A 23,201-nucleotide genomic window follows, 5' to 3' on the forward strand; every position below is an offset into this window, starting at 1 on the left:
CCGTGAGCGGACTCCGGCTCGACGTTGATTTCGTCGACTATCTGATCCTCGCGATCTATTTCATCACTGTTCTGGGCGTCGGGTTCGCAGCCCGGCGGGCGATCCGCAGCAGCTCCGACTTCTTCCTCTCCGGCCGGTCGATGCCGGCCTGGGTGACCGGCTTGGCCTTCGTCTCGGCCAACCTCGGCGCCCTCGAGATCATCGGCATGGCCGCCAACGGCGCGCAGTACGGCCTGATGACCCTGCACTACTACTGGGTCGGCGCGGTGCCGGCGATGGTCTTCCTCGGCATCGTGATGATGCCCTTCTACTACGGCTCCAAGGTGCACAGCGTTCCGGAGTTCCTCCGGCGGCGGTTCAACCGGCCGACCCACCTGTTCAACGCGCTCAGCTTCGCGGTGGCCCAGGTGCTGATCGCCGGCGTCAACCTCTACGCGCTGGCCCTGATCCTGCAGGCCCTGCTCGGCTGGCCGCTCTGGCTGTCCATCGTGATCGGCGCGGCGATCGTGCTGTCGTACATCACGCTCGGCGGTCTCTCCTCGGCCATCTACAACGAGGTGCTGCAGTTCTTCGTGATCCTGGCCGGCCTCATCCCGATCACGGTGATCGGCCTGGTCAAGGTCGGTGGCTGGAACGGCCTGGTGGAGAAGGTGCGGGACACCCAGCTGGGCGACGCCGCGTTGCACACCTTCAGCAACACGGCCACCTCGGACAACCCGCTCGGCGCGAACTGGATCGGGATCATCTTCGGACTCGGGTTCGTGCTGTCGTTCGGGTACTGGACGACGAACTTCGCCGAGGTGCAGCGGGCACTCAGCGCCAAGGACATGAGCGCCGCCCGGCGTACCCCGATCATCGGCGCGTTCCCGAAGCTGCTGATCCCGGTGGTCACCGTGATCCCCGGCCTGATCGCCCTGGTCACCGTGCAGGGGCTGGGTGCCGAGGAGGGCGACCTCACCTACAACAACGCCATCCCGTTGCTGATGCGCGACCTGCTGCCGAACGGCGTGCTCGGCGTGGCGGTCACCGGGCTGGTGGCGTCGTTCATGGCCGGCATGGCGGCCAACGTGAGCGGATTCAACACCGTTTTCACGTACGACATCTGGCAGCAGTACATCCGCAGGGACCGGGACGACAAGCACTACCTGAAGGTCGGCCGGATCGCGACCATCGTGGGCGTGGTGATCGGCATCGGCACGGCGTTCATCGCGGCCGGGTTCGACAACATCATGAACTACATCCAGGCCCTGTTCAGCCTGTTCAACGCGCCGCTGTTCGCCACGTTCATCGTCGGCATGTTCTGGAAGCGGATGACGCCGTGGGCCGGTTTCTACTCGCTGGTGCTCGGCTTCCTCGCCTCGCTGACGCTCTACCTGGGCTACCTGGGTGACGTCTTCGCGTTCAACTCCGACCTGGAGGAGAGCTTCTGGGGCGCGGGCACGGCGTTCGTCACCGCCGTGGTGGTGGCCGTGGTGGTCACCCTGTTCACCCGGAGCAAGCCCGAGGACGAGCTGCGCGGCCTGGTCTACGGCCTGGCCGGTCCGAGCACCGGAGTCGACGTGATCGTCTCCGCGGACAAGGTCTGGTGGCGCAACCCGGTCCTGCTGGGCGCCATCGCGGTGGTGCTCGCCGTCCTCCTCTACATCCCCTTCTGGTGAGGTCAAGATGAATCGGCTCTTCGACGTTCGCGCGGTCATCGGCGGGATCTTCGTGGTCTACGGGGTGATCGTCACCGCGCTCGGCATCTTCGACAGCCCGGCCGAGATCGAGAAGGCGCAGGGCGTCCGGATCAACCTGTGGATGGGCCTGGCCATGCTCGCGCTGGGCCTGCTCATGCTGCTCTGGCTGCGCCTGAACCCGCCGCCGCCGGTGGCGGAGGAACCGGCCGGGGAATCGTCCGACCGCGACAGCTGATCTACGGCGGGGGGCTCGACGGGAGCCGTCTGGTTGCACAGGGTCCTCATACCTTTAAGCCAGGTACCTGTGCGACCGATACCGGGGGCATGGAACCCCTCGCCTCAGTCAGCAGCCTCGCCTCCGGCGGCACGCGTGCCGTTGGGTGGCAGGCGCAGCTCCGTGTCGACTTCGTCGTGAACAAAGTGACCCAGACTCACCGTGGTCAGACCGAAGACCAGGTCAAGCAGGCTCTGCAGGACCAACTGCGGGTCTTCGGCGTGGTGCCGAACGCGAAGCAGATGGCCATCTACGCCGCGGCCATCTCGTCCCTGCCCCAGCTCCCGCCGAACACCAAGCGGTAAACGTTCACCGCGCCGGGAAGCGAAGGATCCGGTCGTCGCCGTCACGCGGATCGCCGCGGCCGTCCGAGTTCGACGTGGTCACCCACAGCGAACCATCGGCGGCCACGGCGACCGTGCGGAGCCGCCCGTATTTTCCGTCCAACTCCGCCTGAGCCGTCCCGCCGCCGAGTGGGACGGCCCATAGTCGTTCGCCCTTCAGCGCGGCCACGTACAACGTGCTGCCGGAGACCGCCGCGCCGCTCGGTGACGCCTCGTCGGTGCGCCACTGCACGATCGGGTCGGTGAACTTCGCGTCGCCGGCCTTGCCCTCGACCTCGGGCCATCCGTAGTTCTTGCCGGGCTGGATGATGTTCACCTCGTCCCAGGTGTCCTGGCCGAACTCGATGCCGTACATCCGGCCCTGCGCGTCCCAGGCCAGGCCCTGCACGTTGCGGTGGCCCAGACTCCAGACCGGTGAGCCCGGCCACGGGTTGCCGGGCGCGGCCTTGCCCGCCGGTGTCAGCCGCAGGATCTTGCCGTTCGGGTCGTCCCGGTCCTGGGCCTGTGGCTCCTCGCCGGCGTCACCGGTGCCCACGTAGAGCATCCCGTCCGGCCCGAACGCGAGCCGCCCGCCGTTGTGCCGCGACCCGCGGTCCAGCCCCTTGAAGATCACTTCCGGGTCGCCGCCGCCGGTCAGCTTGAAGCGCACGATCCGGTTGTCGTCCGCGCCGGTGAAGTACGCATACACCCAGTCGCCGGACAGGGCCAGGCCGAGCAGGCCGCCCTCGCCGCCCGGCTGGACACCCGGGACCGTGTAGACCTGCTTCTTCGCCGCACCCGGCCGGACCTGGAAGATGTGGCCGGTCTCCCGCTCGGCGACCAGCGCGCTGCCGTCCGGCAGGAAGGCCAGCCCCCACGGCACCTCGATCCCGGTGGCGACGGTCTGCGGGGTGGCGCTCAGGTCGGGGCTGCCGCTCGGTTTTGCCGCGCCCGCCGACTCGGTCACGGGGGACGAGATCGACGGCACTGGATCGACGGTCGGTGGTGCGGCGCTCTCGTCGGCGGAGCAGGCGGTCAGCAGGGCGGCTCCGGCCGCCGCGATGGCGAGACGCGTGACGGTCGACATCGTTCAACCCTGCCATGATCATCCGGTAGAGAATGCCCCATAAGCCGCAAAAACGGGCAAAATCCGGAATCGTTGCAGGGGTGCGGCCCAAGATGGTGCCGCGTGGTCGAGTCCCACCGCGCAGGGCGGAGATTTGGGTTTTGCGAGCTTTCCGGCGGCCGGGCACGGCCGTGATCCTCACCCTCACCACCCTTCTCGGGTGTCTGCCGTCTCTCCTCGGGCGCGAACCGGCCCGGGCCGAGACGAGACCGGCGGTGACCTGGGCGGTCTGTCCGGAGGACGAGCAGGTGCAGTGCGGCACCATGCGGGTGCCGGCGAACTGGGCCGACCCGTACGGGACGTCGATCGAGCTGTCGATGGCCCGGCGGCCGGCCGAGGACCCGGCGCGCCGGATCGGTGTGCTGATCGTCAACCCGGGCGGGCCCGGCGGCTCGGCCGTCAACATGGCCCTCGACGGCGAGTTCTTCACCCCGGAGCTGCGGAAACGGTTCGACATCATCGGCCTCGACCCGCGCGGGGTGGGCCGCAGCGCCCCGGTGCTCTGCTCGCAGGCCCTGGTCGACGCGAAACCGTCGCCGCTGGTCGCCGACGCGGCCGCGTTCACCGCGCTCGGCGCCTACAACCGGAAGCTGGCCGCCGACTGCACGACCCGCAGCGGCCCGGTCGTCGAGCACGCCGACACCGGCAGCGTGATCCGCGATGTCGAGGCGCTGCGGCGCGCGCTCGGTGAACCGAGGATCAGCATCTTCGGCGCGTCCTACGGCTCGCTGATCGGCGAGCTCTACGGCGAGACCCACCCGGCCACGCTGCGCGCGGTGGTGCTGGACAGCGTGATGGACCACAGCGTCGACGTGGACACGTTCCTCACCCAGGAGACCGCCGCGGTGCAGGACTCGTTCAACGAGTTCGTCGCCTGGTGCGCCCGGGACACCCGGTGCGTGCTGCGTGGCCAGGACATCCCGAAACTCTGGGCCGCGCTGCTGGCCCGCGCGCAGGCCGGCACGCTCGAGGACCCGTACGACCCGCCCGCCAAGCTCGGCGTCTGGGAGCTGATCTCGGCGGCGTTCAGCGCGTTCTACGATCCGCAGTGGTTCTCGTTCGCGCACTACCTGAAGGACGCGGCCGTGCCCGCGGCGGCCACCGGGCGACGGGCGCGCACGGCCGTGCCGCTCGACCTGACCCCGAACAGTTTCCCGGCGGTGTTCTGCGGGGACTGGGCGCTGCCGGTGGGTGACTTCACCGCGTACCGGAAACGCCTCGACGCCCTCGCGGTGATCGCGCCGCAGGTCCGCGCGTCCCCGCTGGCCCTGTCGGCGGCGGCCGGGTGCGTCGGCTGGCCGGTCCCGCCGTCCAGCCCGCAGCGCCGGCTGTCCCCGGCGAAGATGCCGATGTTGCTGGTCAACGCGCGGCACGACCCGGCGACCGGGTACGTATGGGCCCAGCAGACCGCCGCCCAGCTCGGCCCGAACGCCCGGCTGCTGACCTATCAGGGCTGGGGCCACATCGCGTATTCGCACAGCCCCTGCGTCAAGGCCGCGGTCGAGCGCTACCTGGTCGACCTGACCCCGCCGGCGCCCGGCACCACCTGTCCCGCCGTCGAACCCGCGCCGTTCGGTGTCGGCTGATCGTTGTAGCGGTTGTGTCCGGCCGTCTTCAGCGGTAGGCAGGAATCGACAACCGACACTGTCCTGTCTGGAGGGCCGATGCGGTTCATCTCCGCGTTAGCAGCTGTTTCGCTGACCACACTCGGGTTGACAGCGCCCGCGTACGCACATCCGGGTGCTGAGCAAGTCTCCGGTTCGACGGCTTCCGGGTACGGCGGCGCGATCGCCACCGTGGACGCCACCGCCACCGCGGCCGGTCTCGAGGTGCTGCGCCGCGGCGGCAACGCGGTCGACGCCGCGGTCGCGGCCGCCGCCACGCTCGGGGTGACCGAGCCGTTCGCGTCCGGGATCGGCGGCGGCGGTTTCTTCGTCTACTACGACGCCCGCAAGCAGCGGGTCTACACCATCGACGGGCGGGAGACCGGCCCGGCGACGATGACGCCGACATACTTCGTCAACCCGGCCACCGGGCTGCCGTACGTGTTCGACGAGGCCCGGGTCAGCGGCCTGTCGGTCGGCGTGCCCGGCACGCTGGCGACCTGGGAGTCCGCCGCGAAGCAGTGGGGCACCCGGCCGCTGGGCAGCGCGCTGAGCACCGCCGCCGAGGTGGCCGATCGCGGGTACACCGTCGACGGTGAGTTCCGCCGCCAGGTCACCGAGAACGCGGCCGCGTTCGGGCAGTTCGACGCGAGCAAGGCGCTGTACCTGCCGGGTGGCGTACCGCCGGCGGTCGGCACCACGATCCGCAACCCGGACCTGGCCGCCACGTACCGGCAGATCGCCCGGCAGGGGACCGGGGCGTTCTACCGCGGGGCGATCGGCCGGGACCTGCTGAGGACGGTCGCCCAACCGGCCGTCTCGTCCAGCCCGACGTCGCCGTGGGCGTACCCGATCCGGCCCGGCGTGCTCACCGCCCGGGACCTGGCCGCCTATCAGGTGCGGCACCCGGCGCCCACCAGGTCCGATTTCAAGGGCCTTTCGGTGTACGGGATGTCCACCCCGTCCAGTGGCGGCACCGCCGTCGGTGAGGCGCTGAACATCCTCGAGGCGTCGCCGCTGGACTCCGCGACGACCGTCGACAAGCTGCACTACTACCTCGAGGCGTCCGCACTGTCCTTCGCCGACCGGGGGCGGTACGTCGGGGCGTACACCGCGCCGTCCGTACTCAAGGATCTGATCTCGGACCGCTGGGCGAAGGGCCGGGCCTGCGCGATCGACCCGAAGAAGGCCCTGGCCAAGCCGGTCGCGCCGGGACCGGGCTGCACTCCCGCGACGGCGGCCGCCGCCCCGGACAACGGGATGAGCACCACCAACCTCACCGTCGCCGACAAGTGGGGCAACGTGGTCGAGTACACGCTCACGCTGGAGCAGTTCGGCGGCAACGGGATGGTCGTTCCCGGTCGCGGGTTCATGCTCAACAACGAGCTGACCGACTTCAACTTCACCGGCACGCAGGGCACCGCGCCCGACCCGAACCTGCCCGGCCCCGGCAAGCGCCCGCGCAGCTCGATGTCGCCCACGATCGTGCTCAAGGACGGCAAGCCGTTCCTGGCCACCGGCGCGCCCGGCGGCTCGACGATCATCACCACGGTGCTGCAGATCCTGGTCAACCGGCTGGAACTGGGGATGACCCTGCCGCAGGCGGTCGCCGCGCCGCGGGCCGCGCAGCGCAACACCGCCGGGATCCAGGCGGAGCCGGCGTTCCATACGACGTACGGGCCGGAGCTGACCGCTCGCGGTCACGTCTTCGCCGCGGACGCGCCGGAGATCGGCGCCGCCACCGCTATCGAGTTCACCCGGCACGGCGGCCAGCTGGCCGTCGCCGAACCGGTCCGGCGCGGCAGCGGATCCGCCGCCGTGGTCCATCCGGCGAGCTGAGCCGTGGGGAGTTCGGGCGCCGAACCGGTGCCCGAACTCCTTAGGTGCAGATCGGTTGCGACGATGTCACTGGATGTACATGCGGGACCATCGGGGGGCGGTCAGCCATGATCAAGACGGCAGCTTTTCTCATCGGGCTGATGCTCGGCCCGACGCCGGCCTCCGCCGCACTCCCGGTCCCTGCCGCGCCCGCGGCCCCTGCCGCGCCGCTGTTGGTTCGTCATGTTTCGTACGTACGGGACGGCGACGTCTACGTCAGTGCCGGTCCCGCCGAGAAGCGCCTCACTACCGGGGCCGGATACGCCCGCCCGCGCTGGTCCCCCGACGGCAAGCAACTCGCCGTGCTCCGCGACGGCCAGCTCTGGACCATGAAAGCCGACGGCACCGCCCGCCGTCGCCTGACCACCCGCCCGGCGGCCGCCCCGTCCTGGTCCCCGGACGGCAAATGGCTGGCCTTCGCCTCCCTCTCCTGCACCGGCGGCCCCGGCGTCTACCGCATCTCCGCCACCACCGGCCCGCCGGAAGTCCTGTTCCCCGTCGACTGCCGCAGCGAGCCCCTCCCCGAGACGACGTCGATCTCGGCGGTCTCCTCGGCCCCGGCCTCTGTGGTGGCGGTGTCGGCTTCGCTGGTTGATCGGTTGCGGGCCGACGACGCGGTGGCGTGGTCCCCGGACGGCAAACAGATCGCGTTCCGCGGCGGCGAGTGTGACGCGATCTACGACGCCTGCCTGAGCATCGGCACGATCAGCTCCGGCGCGGAACGGACGGTGGCCGCCTACGGCGGCGGCAGCCTGCAGAACCGTGGCTTCGCCGTGCTGCCGGCCTGGCGCCCGGACGGCGCCCGGCTGGCCTTCACCGCCTACCAGGAGGGCGAGACCACCGCACAGAACGAACCCCTGCACGTGGTCGAGTACGACCCGCGCACCGGCGCCAAGCGCACGATCGGCACCGCCCTCGACCGCGAACCGGCCTACCTCGACCCCACCCACGCCCTGATCACCGCCCGCTACCGCAACGGCTCCTGGATCACCCTGCTGGACCTCACCACCGGCACCCGAACCCCACTCCACCCGGGTTCCCAGCCCACCCCCCAACCCTGAACCCACGCCCCACCGCCGGTAGTGCAGCCCCGAGTGTGTGAAGTTGTGGTGCGCTGCGCGCCGAAAGTCCCCACGCTGGGTCGTGCGGCCGCGAGTGTGTGAAGTTGTGGTGCGCTGCGCGCCGAAAGTCCCCACGCTGGGTTGTGCAGCGGCGAGTGTGTGAAGTTGTGGTGCGCTGCGGGCCGAAAGTCCCCACGCTGGGGTGGCTGCTCGCTGTTTTGGCCGGGGCTGCGGGCCGCCGTATCGTGGGCGCTGCCATGACTGAGACCGCCGCCGTGCCCGGAACCGCAGCTGAGACCGTCCCCGCGGACGCTGACCGGCCGATCCGGACCTTCCACCCCCGCCGTGGCCGGATGAGCTCCCGGCACGCCGACGCGCACGCCGCCCTCTGGCCCACTCTCGGCCTCACCGTGCTCGACGGCGACCGCACCCCGCTCGACCTTCCCGAGCTCTTCGGCCGGGACGCCCCGACCGTCCTGGAGATCGGTTTCGGGATGGGCGACGCGACGGCCGCGATGGCCGCTGCCGACCCGGAGCGGAACTACCTGGCCGTCGAGGTGCACACCCCGGGCATCGGCAACCTCCTCGCGCTGGCCGGCGAGCTGTCGCTGACCAACCTCCGGGTGGCCGAGGGCGACGCCATGCAGCTCGTCCACCGCCTGGCGCCGGCTTCGCTGGACGCCGTGCACGTCTACTTCCCCGACCCGTGGCCGAAGGCCCGCCACCACAAGCGCCGCCTGATCCAGCCCGGCAACGTCACCCTGCTCCGCGAACGCCTGCACCCCGGCGGCGTCCTGCACTGCGCCACCGACTGGCCGGAATACGCCGAGGCCATGGCCGAGACCCTGAACGCCGACCCGGGCCTGCGCCGCCTCCCGTCGACACCGCACCCTCGTCCGGAGACGAAGTTCGAACGCCGCGGCACCGAAGCCGGCCGCCCCATCACCGACCTCCGCTACGCCCGCACCTGACCCACCGGCCACACCACCACGAGCGCTCGCCCACCCGTCCTGGCGAGCACGGGTGACCGCCAGAGCCCCGCAATGCCACCGCGCCCGCCGGGGGAGCGGCCGCCCGCGGGCGGAAGGCGCGTCGCGGTCGGGAGTGCGCGCGGCGCGGCGGCCGTACCAAAGGAAACAGTGAGCGGAAGAACCTCGCGGGGAATTGCCGGTTTTAGCCTTTTCGCACCTCTAGGCTTAGCCCTGGAGGTCGGCCATGCGGCGAGAAGACCCCGGCAACGGGGCCGGACGGTCCGAAAGGGCGCGGGCGGCGGAAGCCGCAGCTCTCGCACGCCCGGCCGACCTGTACGGGGGGACGGCCGTCGACGAGCACACCATGTCGGCGGCCGCCACCGACCCGCGGGCGCCGGCCGGCTGGCAGGTGCCCGGCGGAGTGCACCGGCTGCGGGACGTGCTGGCCGAAGCCGCCGCCCGCCCGGCACTGCATCGCGGGGTGCTGACCAGCGGGACCGCCGACCAGCTCGCCGCGCTCACCGCGCGGGGCGCGCAGACCCCGAGCGCCTGCATCCAGTTCATCGAGAGTGACCGGCTCCGCCTGTACGGCAGCTGGGGCGTCGCCGAGGACTGGGAGTCGATCGCCGACATGCCGCTGGACGGCTCACTCGGCGGGATGGTGGTCCGCGGCAGCGGCGCGATCATCGTCGACGACGCGACGGCGGACGACCGGGTCCCGCCCGGGGTGCTCCGCAAACACGGCGGCGCCTACCTGGGGTACCCGGTGCACGACCGGCACGGGCAGGTGGTCGGCGTGTGCTGCGCCTACGACCTGCGGCCCCGGGAATGGGCGCCGGAGCAGATCACCGCGGTGGCCGAGGCGGCCGAGGTGGCCGCCCTGCTGATCGGCGAGCAACTCGCCCGGCACGAGCTGGAACAGCAGCACCGGTTCCTGGACGCGGTGCTGGACAGCCTGCACGACGGGGTGACCGCGTGTGACGTGGCCGGGAAGGTGGTCTTCGCGAACGAGCGGATGCGCCGGATGCGCGCCGACGACCCGTTGCCGGGCGAGCCTGGTTCGTTGCCGGGCGAGCCCGGTTTGTTCCGGGCGCTGAACGGTGAACGGCTCCGGGACGAGCCGGTGGTCCGGCCCGGGCGGACCAAGAAGACCCGGCACTACCTGATGGACGCGCAGCCGATCCTCGGCCCGGACGGGCGGGTGGTCGGGGCGGTGCAGGCGCTGCAGGACGTCACCCGGCAGCGGCGGGCTGAACGTTTCCGGTCGTGCGAGCTGGCGGTCACCACGGCGCTCGCCGAGGCGCCGAGCATCGAGGCGGCCGGCCCGCGGGTCCTCGAGGCGGTGGTCGCGACCCTGGACTGGGTGCACGCCGAACTGTGGCTGGTCGACACGGCGGCCGAGGTGGTCCGGGCCGTCGCGCGCTGGAGCACGCCGGGCTGGCCGACCGGGATCACGGTGCCGGACGAACTGGAGTACGGCCAGGGGCTGGCCGGCCGCTCCTGGCAGGTCGACAAGCCGCTGTGGATCCGGGACGTGGGCCGCCCGCAGAGCCTGATCTCCCCGGACACCGCGGCCGAACGCCTGCACACCGCGCTGGCCATCCCGGTGCACGACGGGACCGGGACGATCGGCGTGCTGACCGTTTTCGCCGACGCGGTCGAGGACCCCGAGGACGAGCTGGTCGCGCTGATGTCCGGTGTCGCCGCGCACCTCGGGCAGTTCGTCGAGCGGCGCCGGGTCGAGAACCTGCAGCGGCAGCTGGTCCGCAGCAAGAACGAGTACCTGGCGCTGATCGGGCACGAGCTGCGCACCCCGCTCACCTCGATCAGCGCGTACACCGAGCTGCTGCGTGAGGCCGACGAGGCGACCCTGGTGCGGGAGGGTCCGCGACTGATCGCCGTGGTGGAGCGCAACGCCCTCACCCTGCGCGAGATCATCAACGAGCTGCTGGAGCTGTCCGCGCTGGACGCCGGGCATGCTGACGTACGCCGTACGCCGATGGACCTGGCCGCAGTGGTCCGTGACGTGGTGGAGCGCACCCGGGTGGCGATCGGCGCCGCCCCGGTGATCATCGACGCGGACCTGCCCGGGGAGCTGATCGTGCCCGGTGACCGGGACCGGCTGCGGCACATCGTGGAGAACCTGCTGGGCAGCGCGATCCGGTACAGCCCGGACGGCGGGCACGTCGAAGTGACCCTGCGCCACACCGGCCGGGCTGCCGAGCTGGCCGTCTCGGACGCCGCCGCCGACGTGCCGCGCGACGAGCGGGAACAGCTCTTCACTGGCCGGTATCGGACAAGCCGCGGCCATGATCGAGTGTTGCCGGGCAGTGGGCTGGGTCTGACCCTGAGCCGGGCTGTGGTGGAGCGGCACAACGGCAGCATCGAGCTGACCGGCGGCGACAGCGGGACCACGGTGCTGGTCCGGCTGCCGCTGGAGGCCCGCTGACGCGGCCTTGTTCCACCGCGGCCCGTCACGCCGGGGTGTGTTGCCCCGCGGATCGCTGTGCCGCCGCTTTTATGCCGGGGCGTGCTGCCCCGCGGACTGCTGTGCCGCCGCCGAGTCGCGGATCAGGCGCAGCACCCGGGCACGGCTGATCAGCACGGCGGTCAGCACGCCCAGCCCGACCACCGCGCGCGCCGCCATCCCGACCAGGATCTTGGTGTGGTCGTCGGAGTCGCGCCACATGCCGAGGATCGAGGCCAGCATCGGCGCCACGATGACGAGCCGCCAGCCGAGGCTCCAGACGTAGGTCTCCTGGTCGGCGCTGTAGGCCTCGGCCAGCCGCCGGGTCCGGTTGTTCCAGACGAACCCCATGATCAGCACGCCCACGATCCCGACCAGCCAGATCGCGCTCGCGACGCTGACCAGCGATCCGCTCCGGCCGGTCAGGCGCAGCACGCCGTTGGCCAGGTCGGCGATCACGGCCAAGGCGATCAATCCGATCAGCGCACCGGTGGCCTCGGCCCAGGCGCCCGGCGGTCTGTCCGGGACGATCGTGGTGGATCGACAGGTGTGCCCCTGCCCGGCGTGCTCGAGTGCGGTACCGCATTTATCGCAACGCATATGTTCCCCCCGTTCGGCCGACTACATTAGCAATGCGTGAGACCACGTTGACCAGCCGTAGCGGATTGTGACCCAGCTCGCACCGATCAAATTTCTTCGGTACGAGGTAAAGCCCGCGACGCCCGCCCCACTCCCGCCCCAAGCGCGAGTCACGACCCTCGGCTGGCCCTCAGCGGTGTCTCCCGACCCGGGAAACACCGCTGAGGGCCAGCCCGCGGAAGTAGGCTGGCCCTCAGGGGTGTCTCACCCCCACTGACACACCCCTGGAACCCAGCCGAGGCCGGAATGAGCTCCACGGCCAGAGCGGAAGCGGCCTCGGCTGGTGCTGGTGGCTGTCTCGAGCGGGTTGAGGCGACCGTGAGCGCCAGCCGCCCGGCCCCGGACGGCTGGTGGTGGCGGCTGCCTCAAGGCCGTCGAGGCGACCGTGAGCACCAGCCGAGGGGCCTGCGCGCGGCGCGGTCAGTCAGTCAGTCACGGGTTCAGGCAGGACGTCTTTGCTGGGCCGGCCGGTGTCCAGGTAGAGGGTGGTCACCGCGCCGAGCAGCAGCAGACCCCCGACGATCGTCGGCACGGCCAACGGCTCGCCGAGCAGCACGACCGCCAGCAGTGCGGCGGCGAGCGGTTCCAGCAGGGTCACGACCACGGCCACGCTGCCGGTGGTGTGCCGCAGTCCGGTGTAGAAGCATGCGTACGCCAGGGCCGTGGTGATTACGCCCAGGTAGGTCAGCAGCGCGAGGGTCTCGCCGCTCGGCGTGAACGTCACGCCCTGCGCCAGCGCGATCGGCGCCAGCGTGATCGCGCCGATCGTGCAGGACAGCGTGGTCAGGACGAGCGGCGGGACACCCTGCGTGGTGCGCCGGCTGAGTGCCGTCGCCCCGGCGTAGACGGTGCCGGACGCGACCGCGGCGAGCAACCCCAGGGTCTCGGCGGAACCCGTGCCGGCGACGGCCGAGATCAGCACCAGGCCGATGATCGCCGCCGCGGTGGCCCCGAGTTCGGCGTTGCCGGGCCGTTGCCGGGTGCGGATCGTCTCCCACGCGCTGAGCAGCACCGGAGCGAGCCCGAGACTGACCACCGTGGCGACGCTGACCCCGGTGAGGCGCACCGCGAGAAAATACAGGGCCTGGTACGCGGCGAGCCCGACCCCGCCCGCGATCACCGCCACCGGGGCGGACCGGAACGCCGCCCCGATCTGCCGCCGGGAACCCCGCCCGAGAATCAGCATGGCCCCGGCCGCGAACAGCAGCCGATAGAACCCGATCGCGACGGCGCCGAGCCCGGTACGCCGGGCGACGACCTGGACGACGACGCCCGCGGTGCCCCAGAGAACCCCGGCGACGGACAACTGCAGCAGGCTCAGCCGAGCACCGGCCGAGGAGCCCGAAAGCCACGGGTGGCGCGAGGGGCGCGAAGGCCGCGGGGAATGCGAGGGGCGCGAGGAATGCGAGGAATGCGAGGAATGCGAGGAATGCGAGGGGCGGGACGGGCGCGAGGGAAAGAACGAGAACACGATTGCTCCGCTGGTGTGAGTCGGTCTGGACCGGCAGCGGAACGCAGCCCAGAACAGCCGTCCGAGCTCAGCCCGGACGGCGCGGCACGCGCTCCACTCAGCGGCGCGGCGGCGACAGAACGCCGGAGAACTGACTCACACCACCCACCCTAACGACCCACCCCGGGCAGCGAGCCCGGGGTGAGCACGGCAGAGGGTGGGACCCGGCCAGGCCGGGCGGCCGGCGTGGCCGGGAGTTGCAGGGTGCCGCGGGAACGGTCAGGCGGCGGTGGTGGACCACATGGCGGTGAAAGCGGCCGCCTCGCCGGCCAGCCAGCTCTCGACGTCGCCCGGCCGGGCGGCCGGGCTCAGGCGGTGGGTGACGCCGCGGCGCAGGTCGACGAGGACCGGCTCGGCGTCCGGGAGGATCTGCTCCATGTGGCGGGCCATCAGGTGGAGCATGGCGGTGAGCAGCTCCGGGTTCGGCGGCTCCTCGTCGAAGTGGATCCGGACCGCCTCGCGGTGGCCGTCGGCGAAGCGCAGCCCGAAGTGCGGGTTGATCTTCACGGCGAGCGGGCCGACGCTGGCCAGGGCGTCGCGGGTCTGGATCAGGGTGATCTGCTCGGGATCGCCGAGGGACGTGAGGTAGGTGCGGGCGCCGGCGCGCAGCGACTCGTACAACGGCTTCCAGCGGTCTTTCACCAGGTCGACGACGCCGCCGAGATAGCTCCCGCCGGTGCGGAACGCGATGTCCGCCTTGAGCGCCTTGACCAGCTGGCTGTGCGGGTTGAAACCGGTGCGCCGCTCCCGCTGCTTGCGCAGCCCGCCGACGAACGTCGCCTTCGCGGGACCGGTGCGGGAGATGTACCGGGTGAAGCCGAGCATGGTGGCGTAGGGCGGGATGACGGGCACGGGGTTGGTCGAGATCGTGGACAGGGTGGACGTGGTCACGTCGGTCTCCTCACTCGCGCTGCACAGCCGGAATCACCCGAAGGATCAGCCGAAGATCAGCAGCTCAGGGCCCCTCTTTCGTACATACATACTAATCGAGGGGTACGACATTCCCAACCGCTCAACCATCGATCAGGGGGGATCTGGGCGGACGGGCGTCGTCCGTGGCAGAGAATGGCGGGGTGGCCCTGATCCGGTGTGATTTCGACTCCGAGGCGCTGGAACTGCGCACCTCGATGACCGTTCTGCTGCCCGACACCCGGGCCGGTGATCCGCCTCCGGTGCTCTATCTGCTGCACGGGCTGTCCGACGATCACAGCGCGTGGAGCCGGTTCACCTCGGTCGAGCGGTACGCCGCCGCGCAGGGGCTGGCCGTGGTCATGCCGCAGGTGCACCGCAGCTTCTACGCCAACGAAGCGTACGGAATGAGGTTCTGGGATTTTCTCTCCGCCGAGCTGCCGGCCAAGGTCGGGGAGTTCTTCCGGGTCTCCGGGCGGCGCGAGGACACGTTCGTCGCCGGGTTGTCGATGGGCGGCTACGGCGCGATGAAGTGGGCGCTGCGCGAGCCGGAGCGGTTCGCGGCGGCGGCGACGCTGTCCGGTGCGCTCGACCTGGCGTACATCCAGGATCATGACCTGCGGCCGCACATGCGCGCCCTGGTGGCGCGGGTCTTCGGTGATCGCGTGGTGGCCGGCGGCGACGAGGACCTGATGCACCTGCTGCGCGAGGCCGACCCGGTACGCCTGCCCCGGCTGATGCTGCGCTGCGGCACCGAGGACCACCTGCTGGCGCAGAACCGGCGGTTCGCCGCCGCGTGCCGGACCAACGGGGTGGAGCTGGACGCGGCGTTCGGGCCGGGAGAGCACGCCTGGGACTACTGGGACGCGCAACTCCCGGCCGTCATCGACTTCCTGTTGAACCGGACGAAAACTCGAAAAGACTGAATTAACCGGAAAAAGCCGGAAAAACTAGTTCTCGTCCCGCGTCTGCTCGGCCAGGAATCGCTCCAGCTCCGCGCCGAGCTCCTCAGCGGTCGGCAGCGCCTGGTCGGAGTCGACGAGCAGGTTGTTCTGCCGGCCGCGCAGGAACGCGTCGTACTGCGCCTCCAGCGAGGTGACCAGCCGGGCCGCCTGCTCGTCGTCGGCGATCTGCTTGTCCACTTCCTCGCGGACCAGCTCGGCCGAGTCGCGCAGCTTGCCGGTCGGCAGGGCCAGCCCGGTCACCCCGGAGACCGAGTCGAGCAGCAGCTCGGCGGCGGCCGGATAGCCGGTCTGTGCCAGGTAGTGCGGAACGTGCGCGGCGTACCCGAGCGCGTCGTGCCCGTTCTGCCCGAGCCGGAACTCCAGCAGGTTGCCCACGCTGGCCGGCACCTGGACCCGCTGCAGCCAGGACTCGTGCTGACCGATCAGGCTGCGGTCGGTGGCGTGCGCGGTGAGGCTGACCGGCCGGGTGTGCGGCACGGCCATCGGTATCGCGTTCAGCCCGACCGTGACCTTGACGCCGAGCTTCTCGATCAGGCCGGTCACGGCCGCGATGAAGCGCTCCCACTGCAGGTCCGGCTCGGGGCCGGCGAGCAGCAGGAACGGGGTGCCCAGCTGGTCCTTGACCAGGTGCAGGGCGAGGACCGGGTCCTCGTAGCTCTCGAAGTGATCAGCCACGAAGATCATCGGAGGGCGGCGGGACCGGTAGTCGAGGAGCTGGTCCAGGTCGAAGGTCGCGACGACCTCGCTCTCCAGGTTCTCCAGGAGGTTCTCCCGGGAGAGCTGGATCGCGCTGCCCGCGTCGACGAACCCGGTGAGCGCCTGGATGAGCACCGGGCCGTCCAGGGCCGGCAGCTCGCCGGCCACGTCGTAGAGCCCGTGTGGGTCGAGCACGCTGCGGACCTCCTCGAAGACGATGCCCGCTGACGCGGGCTTTCCGCTGGGAACAGCGAGGCCGGGGAGTTCATTCCGGACCGCTGCGGGACCATGCCCGAATCATGGCGTACGAACAGCGCCCGTCAGGCGTGCCGCAGTGGATCGTGCCGGATTTCCGACGCTGCCCGCGCTGTGGCGGTGAACACGAAAAGTTCCCGGGTACGAGCAACCGACGTGCGCCCGGTCGCCACTATGGGGGTAGGTCGCCGCCTCGCCCCCCAGGAGTGATCGTTGAGCCAGCACCCGGTACCGGTCTCCCCGCCCACCGACGACACCTCCGTCCCGCCCGGCACCCTCTGGTCCCGGATGAAGGCCGACCCGCAGTACGCCGCCGAGCACCTCGCGCTGGACGCCGTCCGCCGGCTCGGCCCGGAAGCGGCCGGCTGGGCCGCCCGGATCCGCGCCGACCGCCCCGGCATCACCCCGGACGAGCTGGCCGGCCTGGCCGTCAAGCACTTCACCACACTGGCCCGCCTCTCCGGCGCGGTCTCCGGCGCGGCCGGCCTGCCCGGCGCGGTGCTCGACGTCGGTGTGCTGGCCTGGACCCAGGCCCGGATGGTGCTGCACATCGCCGCGGCGTACGACGCCGAACCGGCCGCACCGGAGCGCGCCACCGACCTGCTGGTCCTGCAGCGGGTGCACAAGGTGGCCGAGACCGCGCGGACCGCGCTCGGGGTGGCGGCCGGCCGGGAACGCGCCAGCCGGATCTTCACCGGCTCGCAGGGCGGCCCGCTCGGCGGGACGCTGCTCAAGCTCAGCCTCAAGCTCGCCCAGATGGCCGGAGTGCGCGCGGCCCGCAAGATGTTCGCCAAACTCGTGCCGGGCGCCGGCGTGGTGCTCGGCACCTGGGTGAACTCGGCCGCCACCAAGGACCTGGCCCGCCGGGCACGGGAGCACTACGCGGCCCGGTGAGCGGCGCGGAGTGATCGGGTAGCGGCCGGGTAGCGGCCGGGCGGATGCACTAAGTCCCCGGTGCGTCCGCCCGAACCTGAAGGACGTGCTGGGGATTCGGAAAGCCACCGCCGTCATTCTGCCCATGATCGCCGGGCCGCTGCTGCTGGCGGCCTGCGCCTCGACACCGGCCCCGCAGGCCGCGCCGTCGCCGAGCGGCACGGCCTGGCTGCTGATCGCCACCGGCAGCGTCACCCCGTCGCCCACGGTGACGTTCGCGCCGCGGGCCACCTCGGCCGCCGTCACGCTGTCGCCGACCACGTCGCCGTCGCCCACCCCGCGGCCGAGCGGCACCTCCTGCAACCCGGGTACGTACCTGGGTGGCGCGATCAACGGGATGACGGTCACCACGAGCAAGACCACTGCCGTGGTGAAGTGGTACAACCCGGGCGGCCGGACGCTGGTCCAGTATCGGATCATCGCGGTCAGCGAGGACCTGGTGACCGGCCCGCAGCCGGAGGTGCCCGGGTGGATCACCGTCACCCCGACCGGGTGCGGCTGGATGACCGCCACGGTGACCGGTCTCACCCCGGCGACACCGTACGTTTTCTCGGTCGACGGGGTCTGGACCAGGGAAGGTCTGGACGGCACGTACGCCGCCACGGTGGCACGGTCGAGAGTCACCAGTACGGCCTGAACTAAGGTTTCCGGCCATGGAGAGCATCGTCGACACGGTCGTACTGGTGGCGATCGCGGTCGTCGGGGCGGCTCTCGCGCGCCGGCTGGGTTTCGTGGCGCCCCTGGTCCTGCTGGTGGCCGGGCTCGCGCTGTCGTACGTACCGGAGTTTCCGGAGGCGCACCTGGAGCCGGAGCTGGTCCTGATCGGGATCCTGCCGCCGTTGCTCTACGTGGCCGCCCTGCAGACCTCGGTGCCCGCGTTCCGGCTCGCGCTGCGGCCGATCCTGCTGCTCGCGGTCGGGCTGGTGCTGCTCAGCGCGTTCGTGATCGGGTTCGCCGTCCATTGGCTGCTCCCGCAGGCGCCGCTGGCGGCCTGCATCGCACTCGGCGCGATCGTCGCGCCGCCGGACGCGGTATCGGCCACCGCGATCGCCCGCCGGGTCGGCCTGCCCCGCCGGGTGGTCACCATCCTGGAGGGCGAGAGCCTGCTCAACGACGCCACCGCGCTGGTGCTGGTGCGGGTGTCGGTGGGCGCGCTGTCCGGCATCGGTGTCGGGTTCTGGGACATCACCGGCCAGGTGGCCCTCAAGGCCGGCGGCGGCCTGGCGATCGGCATGGTCGCCGCGGTCGGCGCGGCCAAGCTGCACAAGTGGATCGAGGATTCGCTGCTGGACGACGCGGTGTCGCTGCTCACCCCGTTCGTCGTGGTGATCGTCGCGGAGGAGCTGGGCGCGTCCAGCGTGGTGGCCGTGGTGATCGCCGGGCTGTACCTCGGGCACCGGATCCCGTACCTGCTCTCGGCCACCTCCCGGCTGCAGATGGACGCGGTCTGGCGGCTCACCACGTTCCTCCTGGAGGGGGTGGTGTTCCTGCTGGTCGGCCTGCAGCTGCGGTCGGTGCTGCAGAGCATCGAGACCGACTGGGCCACCACGGTGCAGGTCACCTCGCTGGTCTTCGGCGCGCTGGTGCTGCTCCGGTTCGTCTGGATGTACCCGGCCACGTACCTGGCCCGGCTGATCCCGCGGGTCCGCAACCGGGAGGCCCGCCCGCCGATCACCGTCCCGACCGTGATCGCCTGGGCCGGGATGCGCGGCGTGGTCACCCTGGCCGCCGCGCAGACCCTGCCCCCGCTCACCCAGAAGGACGTCCCGTACTACCCGCGGGAGCTGTTCATCTTCATCGCGTTCGCGGTCATCGTGCTCACCCTGCTGCTGCAGGGCACCACGCTGCCCGCCCTGGCCAAGGCGCTCGGGGTGCGCGAGGACACCAGCGCCCAGGACGCCCTGGCCGAGGCCGGAGTGCAGCACTCGGCCAGCCGGGCCGCGCTCGAGGCCCTCGAGGTGCACGCGGACGGCGCGCCCGCCTCGGTGGTCGACAGGTTGCGTGGTCTGGTGGAGAGCCGGTCCAACAACGCCTGGGAGCGGCTCGGCAATCAGCGTGACGAAACACCCTCGGTGGCGTACGGGCGGCTCCGGCGCGAGATGATCAGAGCTGAACGGCACGTCTTCAAGATCGCCCGGAACGAGGGGCGGATCCCGGAGGAGGTGCTGGTCCGCGCCCAGCGCGAGCTCGACCTGGAAGAATCCCAGCTGCGACGGAGTGAAGAGTGAGCTGCCAGCATCTCAAGGAGTCCGGCGAGCCGGAACCGCAGAGCGCCTACGCCGGGGGCTGCCCGCAGTGCGTGGCCAGTGGTCACGAGGACTGGGTCCACCTGCGGCTCTGCCTCAGCTGCGGTCTGGTCGCCTGCTGCGACTCGTCGCCGCGCCAGCACATGTCCGCCCACCACGCGCAGACCGGTCACCCGGTGATGCGGTCGTTCGAGCCGGGCGAGACCTGGCGCTGGTGCTACGAGGACGAACAGCTCGGCTGAGGCGTCACACGCTCGCGGTGGCGATCAGCTGTTCCAGGGCGGCGGTCGTGACGACGGGCGGGCGGGCCCCGGCGTAGACCGCGGCGGTCTGCGCGGCGATCGCCGGCCAGTTGTAGTCGTCGCGGACCCGGAGCCGGGCCTGCCAGGCCATGGCCCGGGTGTGCTCGCGGTCGGCCAGCACCCCGGCGACCGCGCCGGCCAGCGCTGCCGGATCACCCGGCGGGAAGCGCACCCCGGTCACCCCGTGCTCGACGATCTCGGCCAGGCCGCCGGTCGACGACACCGCGACCGGTGCGCCGGCCGCGGCCGCCTCCAGGGCCACCATCCCGAACGGCTCGTAGACGCTCGGCACCACGTAACAGTCCGACGCCGCCATCAGGGCGGTCAGATCGTGGCCGGTCAGGAATCCGGCGAAGGCCACGGCGGGCCCGGCGAGACGTTCGAGCTCTTTCCGGTACGGCCCGTCGCCGGCGATCACCACCCGCAGCCGTGGGAAGCGTTCCCGCAGCTCGGGTACGGCGGCGAGCAGATGCTGCACACCCTTCTCGTAGACCAGCCGGCCGGCGAAGCTGACCAGCTGCGCGTCCGGCCCGGCGTACGTGGCGCGGGCCGCGGTGACCGCCCGCGGCCGGGCTCGCCAGCGCAGCGCGTCCACCCCGTTGCGGACCACCTCGGTGCGCTCCACCGGCACGCCGAACAGCCGGGTCACCTCGTCCCGCATGTACTCCGAGCAGACGATCACCCGGTCCGCCTCGGCGCACAGCCAGCGCTCGATCTCGTCGATGGTCCGGTTGTGCGCGTCCGGCAGCCAGCCCTGGTGCCGGCCGGACTCGGTGGCGTGGATCGTGGCGACCAGCGGGACGTCCAGGTGGTCGCGCAGGGTCACGGCGGTGTGCGCGACGAGCCAGTCGTGTGCGTGGATCACGTCGTACCGGGTGCGGTGCGCGGCGGCGGACCGGACCGCGTGCAGGGCGGCCCGGGTGAGCGCGTGGTTGAACGCGGTGGCCCAGGTCAGGAAGTCGCCGCCGGTCACCTCGACGGAGGGCGGGTCCTCGGCGGCGCGGATCACCCGGACGCCCTCGGCGTACTCCTCGGAGAGCGCGCCGGGCGCCTGCCGGGTCACCACTGTCACCTCGTGCCCGGCCGTCACCAGGGCGCCGGCCAGCGCGTGCACGTGCCGCCCGAGCCCGCCGACCAGCAGCGGCGGGTACTCCCAGGAGAGCATCAGGATCCGGCTCACGGCGTGTGCCTCGTTTCGACTCGGAGGGTTTCGGCGACCGCGAGGGCGTCGAACGGGCGGCCCAGGGCGCGGTGCGGCGCGTCGCCGTGCACCGCCTCGCCGATCGAGCCGACGCCGCACTCGGTCAGGTGGGCGGCGAGGCCGTCGAGCAGGCCGTCGACCGGGTGGCCGGTGGCCGCGCAGGCGTCCGCGTAGGCGCCGATCAGCCACGGCCGGACCAGGCCCTGTTCGGGGTGGGCGCCGTCGTAGCCGTATTCGTCCGGTGCGAGGGTGCGCAGCCCGAGCGGGGTGAGCAGGGCGTCGCCGGCGGCCCGGACCGCGGTGCCGGCGTTGCCGCGCATCGGCGCGTGCGGCAGGGACCAGCCGAACAGCTGGTAGGGCCGCAGCGTCGGGTCGTCGTGCTGGGTGCCCGCGCCGAGCGGGTACGGCGCCGCCGGCCCCTCGACCACGTCGTGCAGCCACCCCTCGGGCGCCGGGAACCGCCGCAGGAACGACTCCCGCGCCCGGGCGTGCTTGCCCCGCGGCTCGCTGTCGTCCCGCCCGCCGTCCGCGAGCAGATCCGCGAGCGCGGCCAGCGCGTTCACCCACAGCGCGTTGATCTCCACCAGCTTCCCGCTGCTCTGGCTGGTCCTCAGGGGTCCCTCCGGCTGCCGGAGGCACCCCTGGCAGCCAGCCGCTGCCTGGTCCTGACCGCCCGCCGGGTCCCGGCACTGGCTGGTTGTCAGGGGTGTCTCGAGGGGCCGGAGGCACCTCTGAGAGCCGGCCACTGCCTGGTGCGGACCGCTGGCCGGGTCCCGGTGCTGGCTGGTGTTCAGGGGTGCCTCGACGCCGTCGAGGCACCCCTGGCAGCCGGCCGCGAGGGTGAGCAGGCCGTCGGCCGGGTCGAGGGTGAGCGGGGAGTCGCCGCTGAGGGACTGGCGGAGGAGGCGGCCGAGGGGGACGGCGAGGCGGCGGGCCAGGTCGCTGTCGCCGGTGCGGGTGACGTGGCGGTCGGCCGCGTGCACCAGCCAGAGCGGGGCGTCGAGCGCGCTGACCGGGCGCTCGGCCGCGGCGAGCAGCAGGTCCCGGCCCTCGTCGGCGCGGCCGGTGTCCAGGAAGAGGCCCTCGTAGGCGGCGAGCGACGCGGGCGCGCCGGACCACGGATAGCCGTCGGCCAGCGCCGGCCCGTCCGGTCCACGGATCACGAAGGTGTCCGCGGCCAGGGCGAGAGTCCCCGCGTACCCCTCGGCTTTGGCAGTGGTGACCAGGCGATGCGCCCGGTCGCGCGCGGCGGCCAGGACCACCCGCGGCGCCGGCGGCCGGTCGGCGAGGTCACCGGCCCACGCCGAGATCTCCAGGGTCTCGCCGGCGGCGGCCGACCGGTGGAACGAGCCGGCCAGCCAGAGGTCCTCGACCCGCGAGCCGGTACGCGCGCCCAGATGCCACTGCCCGGTGCCCTGCCAGCCCGGCCCGGCCAGCCGGTACGCACCCTCGACGATCACCCCGTCGGCGACCGGTTCGATCCGCAGCGCCGGCCCGTCGGCCCGCCGGGTGCCGGCCGCCTCGCGCCAGGTGCACATGGCGGCGGCGGTGAGGCCGACCGGGCCGGGCGCGCTGAGCACCCGGTGGACCACCGCGAGCGAGGGACGCAGCGCCAGCTCGCGTTCGATCACCACGTCGCCGATCCGCCAGCGCCAGCGCGGCAGCCCGTCGGCCATCGTGAACGTCTCCAGCAGACGGTGCCCGGCCGGGTCGAGCGCCCCGGACTCCCACGCATGGGTGTAGAGCGGCACTTTCGCGCCTGTGTGAAGCGTCACGGTGAGGTCGAGCGCGGCCAGGGCCACGTGCGGTGCCCGGCCGGGTCCGGCGACGGCCAGCAGCGCGTGTTCCGGACGGGTCCGCAGGCCGCTCACGGTGCCGGTGGCCCAGCCGCCGAGACCGTCGGTGACCAGCCATTCCCGGCCGGTTCCGGCGTCTTCGCCAGGGGTGCCGCAGAGCTGCGGCCCGAAGGTCAGGGGATCAATCCGCGGCACGTCGCCTCTATGCTCGAATTCGGAACACGCTAAAGCCCCTTAGGGGGATAAAATGCTCTTAACCGGACAGTCGGGCCGACGGTATCAGTCCCCTCCGCGAGAATGAACCATGACGCGGCCGGGCAGGATTAGACGTTCCTGCGGGTGGGCATCAACCGCGGGGCCGGTCGT

Annotated in this window: 20 protein-coding genes; 13 read left to right on the top strand and 7 right to left on the bottom strand. The window is 71.9% G+C overall.

Annotated elements, in window-relative coordinates:
* Nucleotides 1-2: 2 nt before the first annotated feature.
* From ADL15_RS19610 to ADL15_RS55415, 3 genes are all read left to right on the top strand, one after another.
* On the top strand, nt 3-1,658 hold the full coding sequence (locus ADL15_RS19610) for a sodium:solute symporter family protein (RefSeq protein WP_157441466.1): 1,656 nt from the start codon (nt 3-5) through the stop codon (nt 1,656-1,658).
* A gap of 7 nt (nt 1,659-1,665) precedes the next feature.
* Complete coding sequence (locus ADL15_RS19615; protein ID WP_067692927.1) at nt 1,666-1,914, top strand: hypothetical protein; 249 nt, start codon at nt 1,666-1,668, stop codon at nt 1,912-1,914.
* 185 nt (nt 1,915-2,099) lie between these two features.
* Entirely contained in the window at nt 2,100-2,258 is a 159-nt protein-coding gene (locus tag ADL15_RS55415; protein ID WP_232344217.1) for a hypothetical protein, read from the top strand.
* Between the two features lie 4 nt (nt 2,259-2,262).
* Here ADL15_RS55415 and ADL15_RS19625 read toward each other — a convergent pair whose 3' ends face one another.
* Nucleotides 2,263-3,363, bottom strand: coding sequence for a PQQ-dependent sugar dehydrogenase (locus tag ADL15_RS19625; RefSeq protein WP_067692936.1), 1,101 nt, complete (start codon nt 3,361-3,363; stop codon nt 2,263-2,265).
* A 140-nt stretch (nt 3,364-3,503) separates the two neighbouring features.
* On the opposite strand from ADL15_RS19625, the gene ADL15_RS19630 reads away from it, so the two are divergent.
* The 5 genes from ADL15_RS19630 (at nt 3,504) to ADL15_RS19650 (ending at nt 11,365) form a co-directional block, all read left to right on the top strand.
* Nucleotides 3,504-4,988 carry an alpha/beta hydrolase gene (locus ADL15_RS19630; RefSeq protein ID WP_067692940.1) on the top strand — a complete coding sequence of 495 codons (1,485 nt, stop codon included), beginning with the start codon at nt 3,504-3,506 and terminating at the stop codon, nt 4,986-4,988.
* A 78-nt stretch (nt 4,989-5,066) separates the two neighbouring features.
* Nucleotides 5,067-6,845, top strand: a complete 1,779-nt coding sequence (ggt, locus tag ADL15_RS19635; protein ID WP_067692943.1) for a gamma-glutamyltransferase — start codon at nt 5,067-5,069, stop codon at nt 6,843-6,845.
* 107 nt (nt 6,846-6,952) lie between these two features.
* Complete coding sequence (locus ADL15_RS19640; RefSeq protein ID WP_232344218.1) at nt 6,953-7,945, top strand: hypothetical protein; 993 nt, start codon at nt 6,953-6,955, stop codon at nt 7,943-7,945.
* A 257-nt stretch (nt 7,946-8,202) separates the two neighbouring features.
* Nucleotides 8,203-8,916 (top strand): tRNA (guanosine(46)-N7)-methyltransferase TrmB, encoded by a 714-nt coding sequence (trmB, locus tag ADL15_RS19645; protein ID WP_067692946.1) that lies wholly within the window; start codon nt 8,203-8,205, stop codon nt 8,914-8,916.
* A 244-nt stretch (nt 8,917-9,160) separates the two neighbouring features.
* On the top strand, nt 9,161-11,365 hold the full coding sequence (locus tag ADL15_RS19650) for a sensor histidine kinase (protein ID WP_067692949.1): 2,205 nt from the start codon (nt 9,161-9,163) through the stop codon (nt 11,363-11,365).
* A 69-nt stretch (nt 11,366-11,434) separates the two neighbouring features.
* On the opposite strand, the gene ADL15_RS19655 is transcribed toward ADL15_RS19650, so the two are convergent.
* From ADL15_RS19655 to ADL15_RS19665, 3 genes are all read right to left on the bottom strand, one after another.
* Nucleotides 11,435-11,983, bottom strand: coding sequence for a hypothetical protein (locus ADL15_RS19655; RefSeq protein WP_067692954.1), 549 nt, complete (start codon nt 11,981-11,983; stop codon nt 11,435-11,437).
* Nucleotides 11,984-12,446: 463 nt separating this feature from the next.
* A complete protein-coding gene (locus tag ADL15_RS19660; RefSeq protein ID WP_232344219.1) occupies nt 12,447-13,328 on the bottom strand; it encodes a DMT family transporter in 882 nt (293 codons plus the stop codon).
* Nucleotides 13,329-13,751: 423 nt separating this feature from the next.
* Nucleotides 13,752-14,357 (bottom strand): hypothetical protein, encoded by a 606-nt coding sequence (locus tag ADL15_RS19665; protein ID WP_067693071.1) that lies wholly within the window; start codon nt 14,355-14,357, stop codon nt 13,752-13,754.
* Nucleotides 14,358-14,605: 248 nt separating this feature from the next.
* Here ADL15_RS19665 and ADL15_RS19670 point away from each other — a divergent pair, with 248 nt between their 5' ends.
* Entirely contained in the window at nt 14,606-15,367 is a 762-nt protein-coding gene (locus ADL15_RS19670; protein WP_067692957.1) for an alpha/beta hydrolase, read from the top strand.
* Nucleotides 15,368-15,391: 24 nt separating this feature from the next.
* On the opposite strand, the gene ADL15_RS19675 is transcribed toward ADL15_RS19670, so the two are convergent.
* Nucleotides 15,392-16,297 carry a proteasome assembly chaperone family protein gene (locus tag ADL15_RS19675; protein WP_067692960.1) on the bottom strand — a complete coding sequence of 302 codons (906 nt, stop codon included), beginning with the start codon at nt 16,295-16,297 and terminating at the stop codon, nt 15,392-15,394.
* A gap of 273 nt (nt 16,298-16,570) precedes the next feature.
* On the opposite strand from ADL15_RS19675, the gene ADL15_RS19680 reads away from it, so the two are divergent.
* From ADL15_RS19680 to ADL15_RS19695, 4 genes are all read left to right on the top strand, one after another.
* Entirely contained in the window at nt 16,571-17,251 is a 681-nt protein-coding gene (locus ADL15_RS19680; protein ID WP_067692963.1) for an EcsC family protein, read from the top strand.
* Between the two features lie 85 nt (nt 17,252-17,336).
* The gene (locus ADL15_RS19685; protein ID WP_157441467.1) at nt 17,337-17,927 is read left to right on the top strand and encodes a fibronectin type III domain-containing protein; all 591 of its coding nucleotides are present in this window, start codon (nt 17,337-17,339) and stop codon (nt 17,925-17,927) included.
* A gap of 16 nt (nt 17,928-17,943) precedes the next feature.
* The gene (locus ADL15_RS19690; RefSeq protein WP_067692972.1) at nt 17,944-19,518 is read left to right on the top strand and encodes a Na+/H+ antiporter; all 1,575 of its coding nucleotides are present in this window, start codon (nt 17,944-17,946) and stop codon (nt 19,516-19,518) included.
* Nucleotides 19,515-19,778, top strand: coding sequence for a UBP-type zinc finger domain-containing protein (locus tag ADL15_RS19695; RefSeq protein WP_067692975.1), 264 nt, complete (start codon nt 19,515-19,517; stop codon nt 19,776-19,778). Before ADL15_RS19690 ends, ADL15_RS19695 begins: the two co-directional genes overlap by 4 nt.
* Nucleotides 19,779-19,782: 4 nt before the next feature.
* Here ADL15_RS19695 and ADL15_RS19700 read toward each other — a convergent pair whose 3' ends face one another.
* Nucleotides 19,783-21,003: a glycosyltransferase family 4 protein gene (locus ADL15_RS19700; protein ID WP_067693074.1), complete on the bottom strand. Its 1,221-nt coding sequence runs from the start codon at nt 21,001-21,003 to the stop codon at nt 19,783-19,785.
* An 11-nt stretch (nt 21,004-21,014) separates the two neighbouring features.
* On the bottom strand, nt 21,015-23,030 hold the full coding sequence (locus ADL15_RS55420; RefSeq protein ID WP_083971462.1) for a glycogen debranching enzyme N-terminal domain-containing protein: 2,016 nt from the start codon (nt 23,028-23,030) through the stop codon (nt 21,015-21,017).
* Nucleotides 23,031-23,201: the final 171 nt, after the last annotated feature.

The sequence above is a fragment of the Actinoplanes awajinensis subsp. mycoplanecinus genome (genome assembly GCF_001509495.1).
Lineage (GTDB): Bacteria > Actinomycetota > Actinomycetes > Mycobacteriales > Micromonosporaceae > Actinoplanes > Actinoplanes palleronii.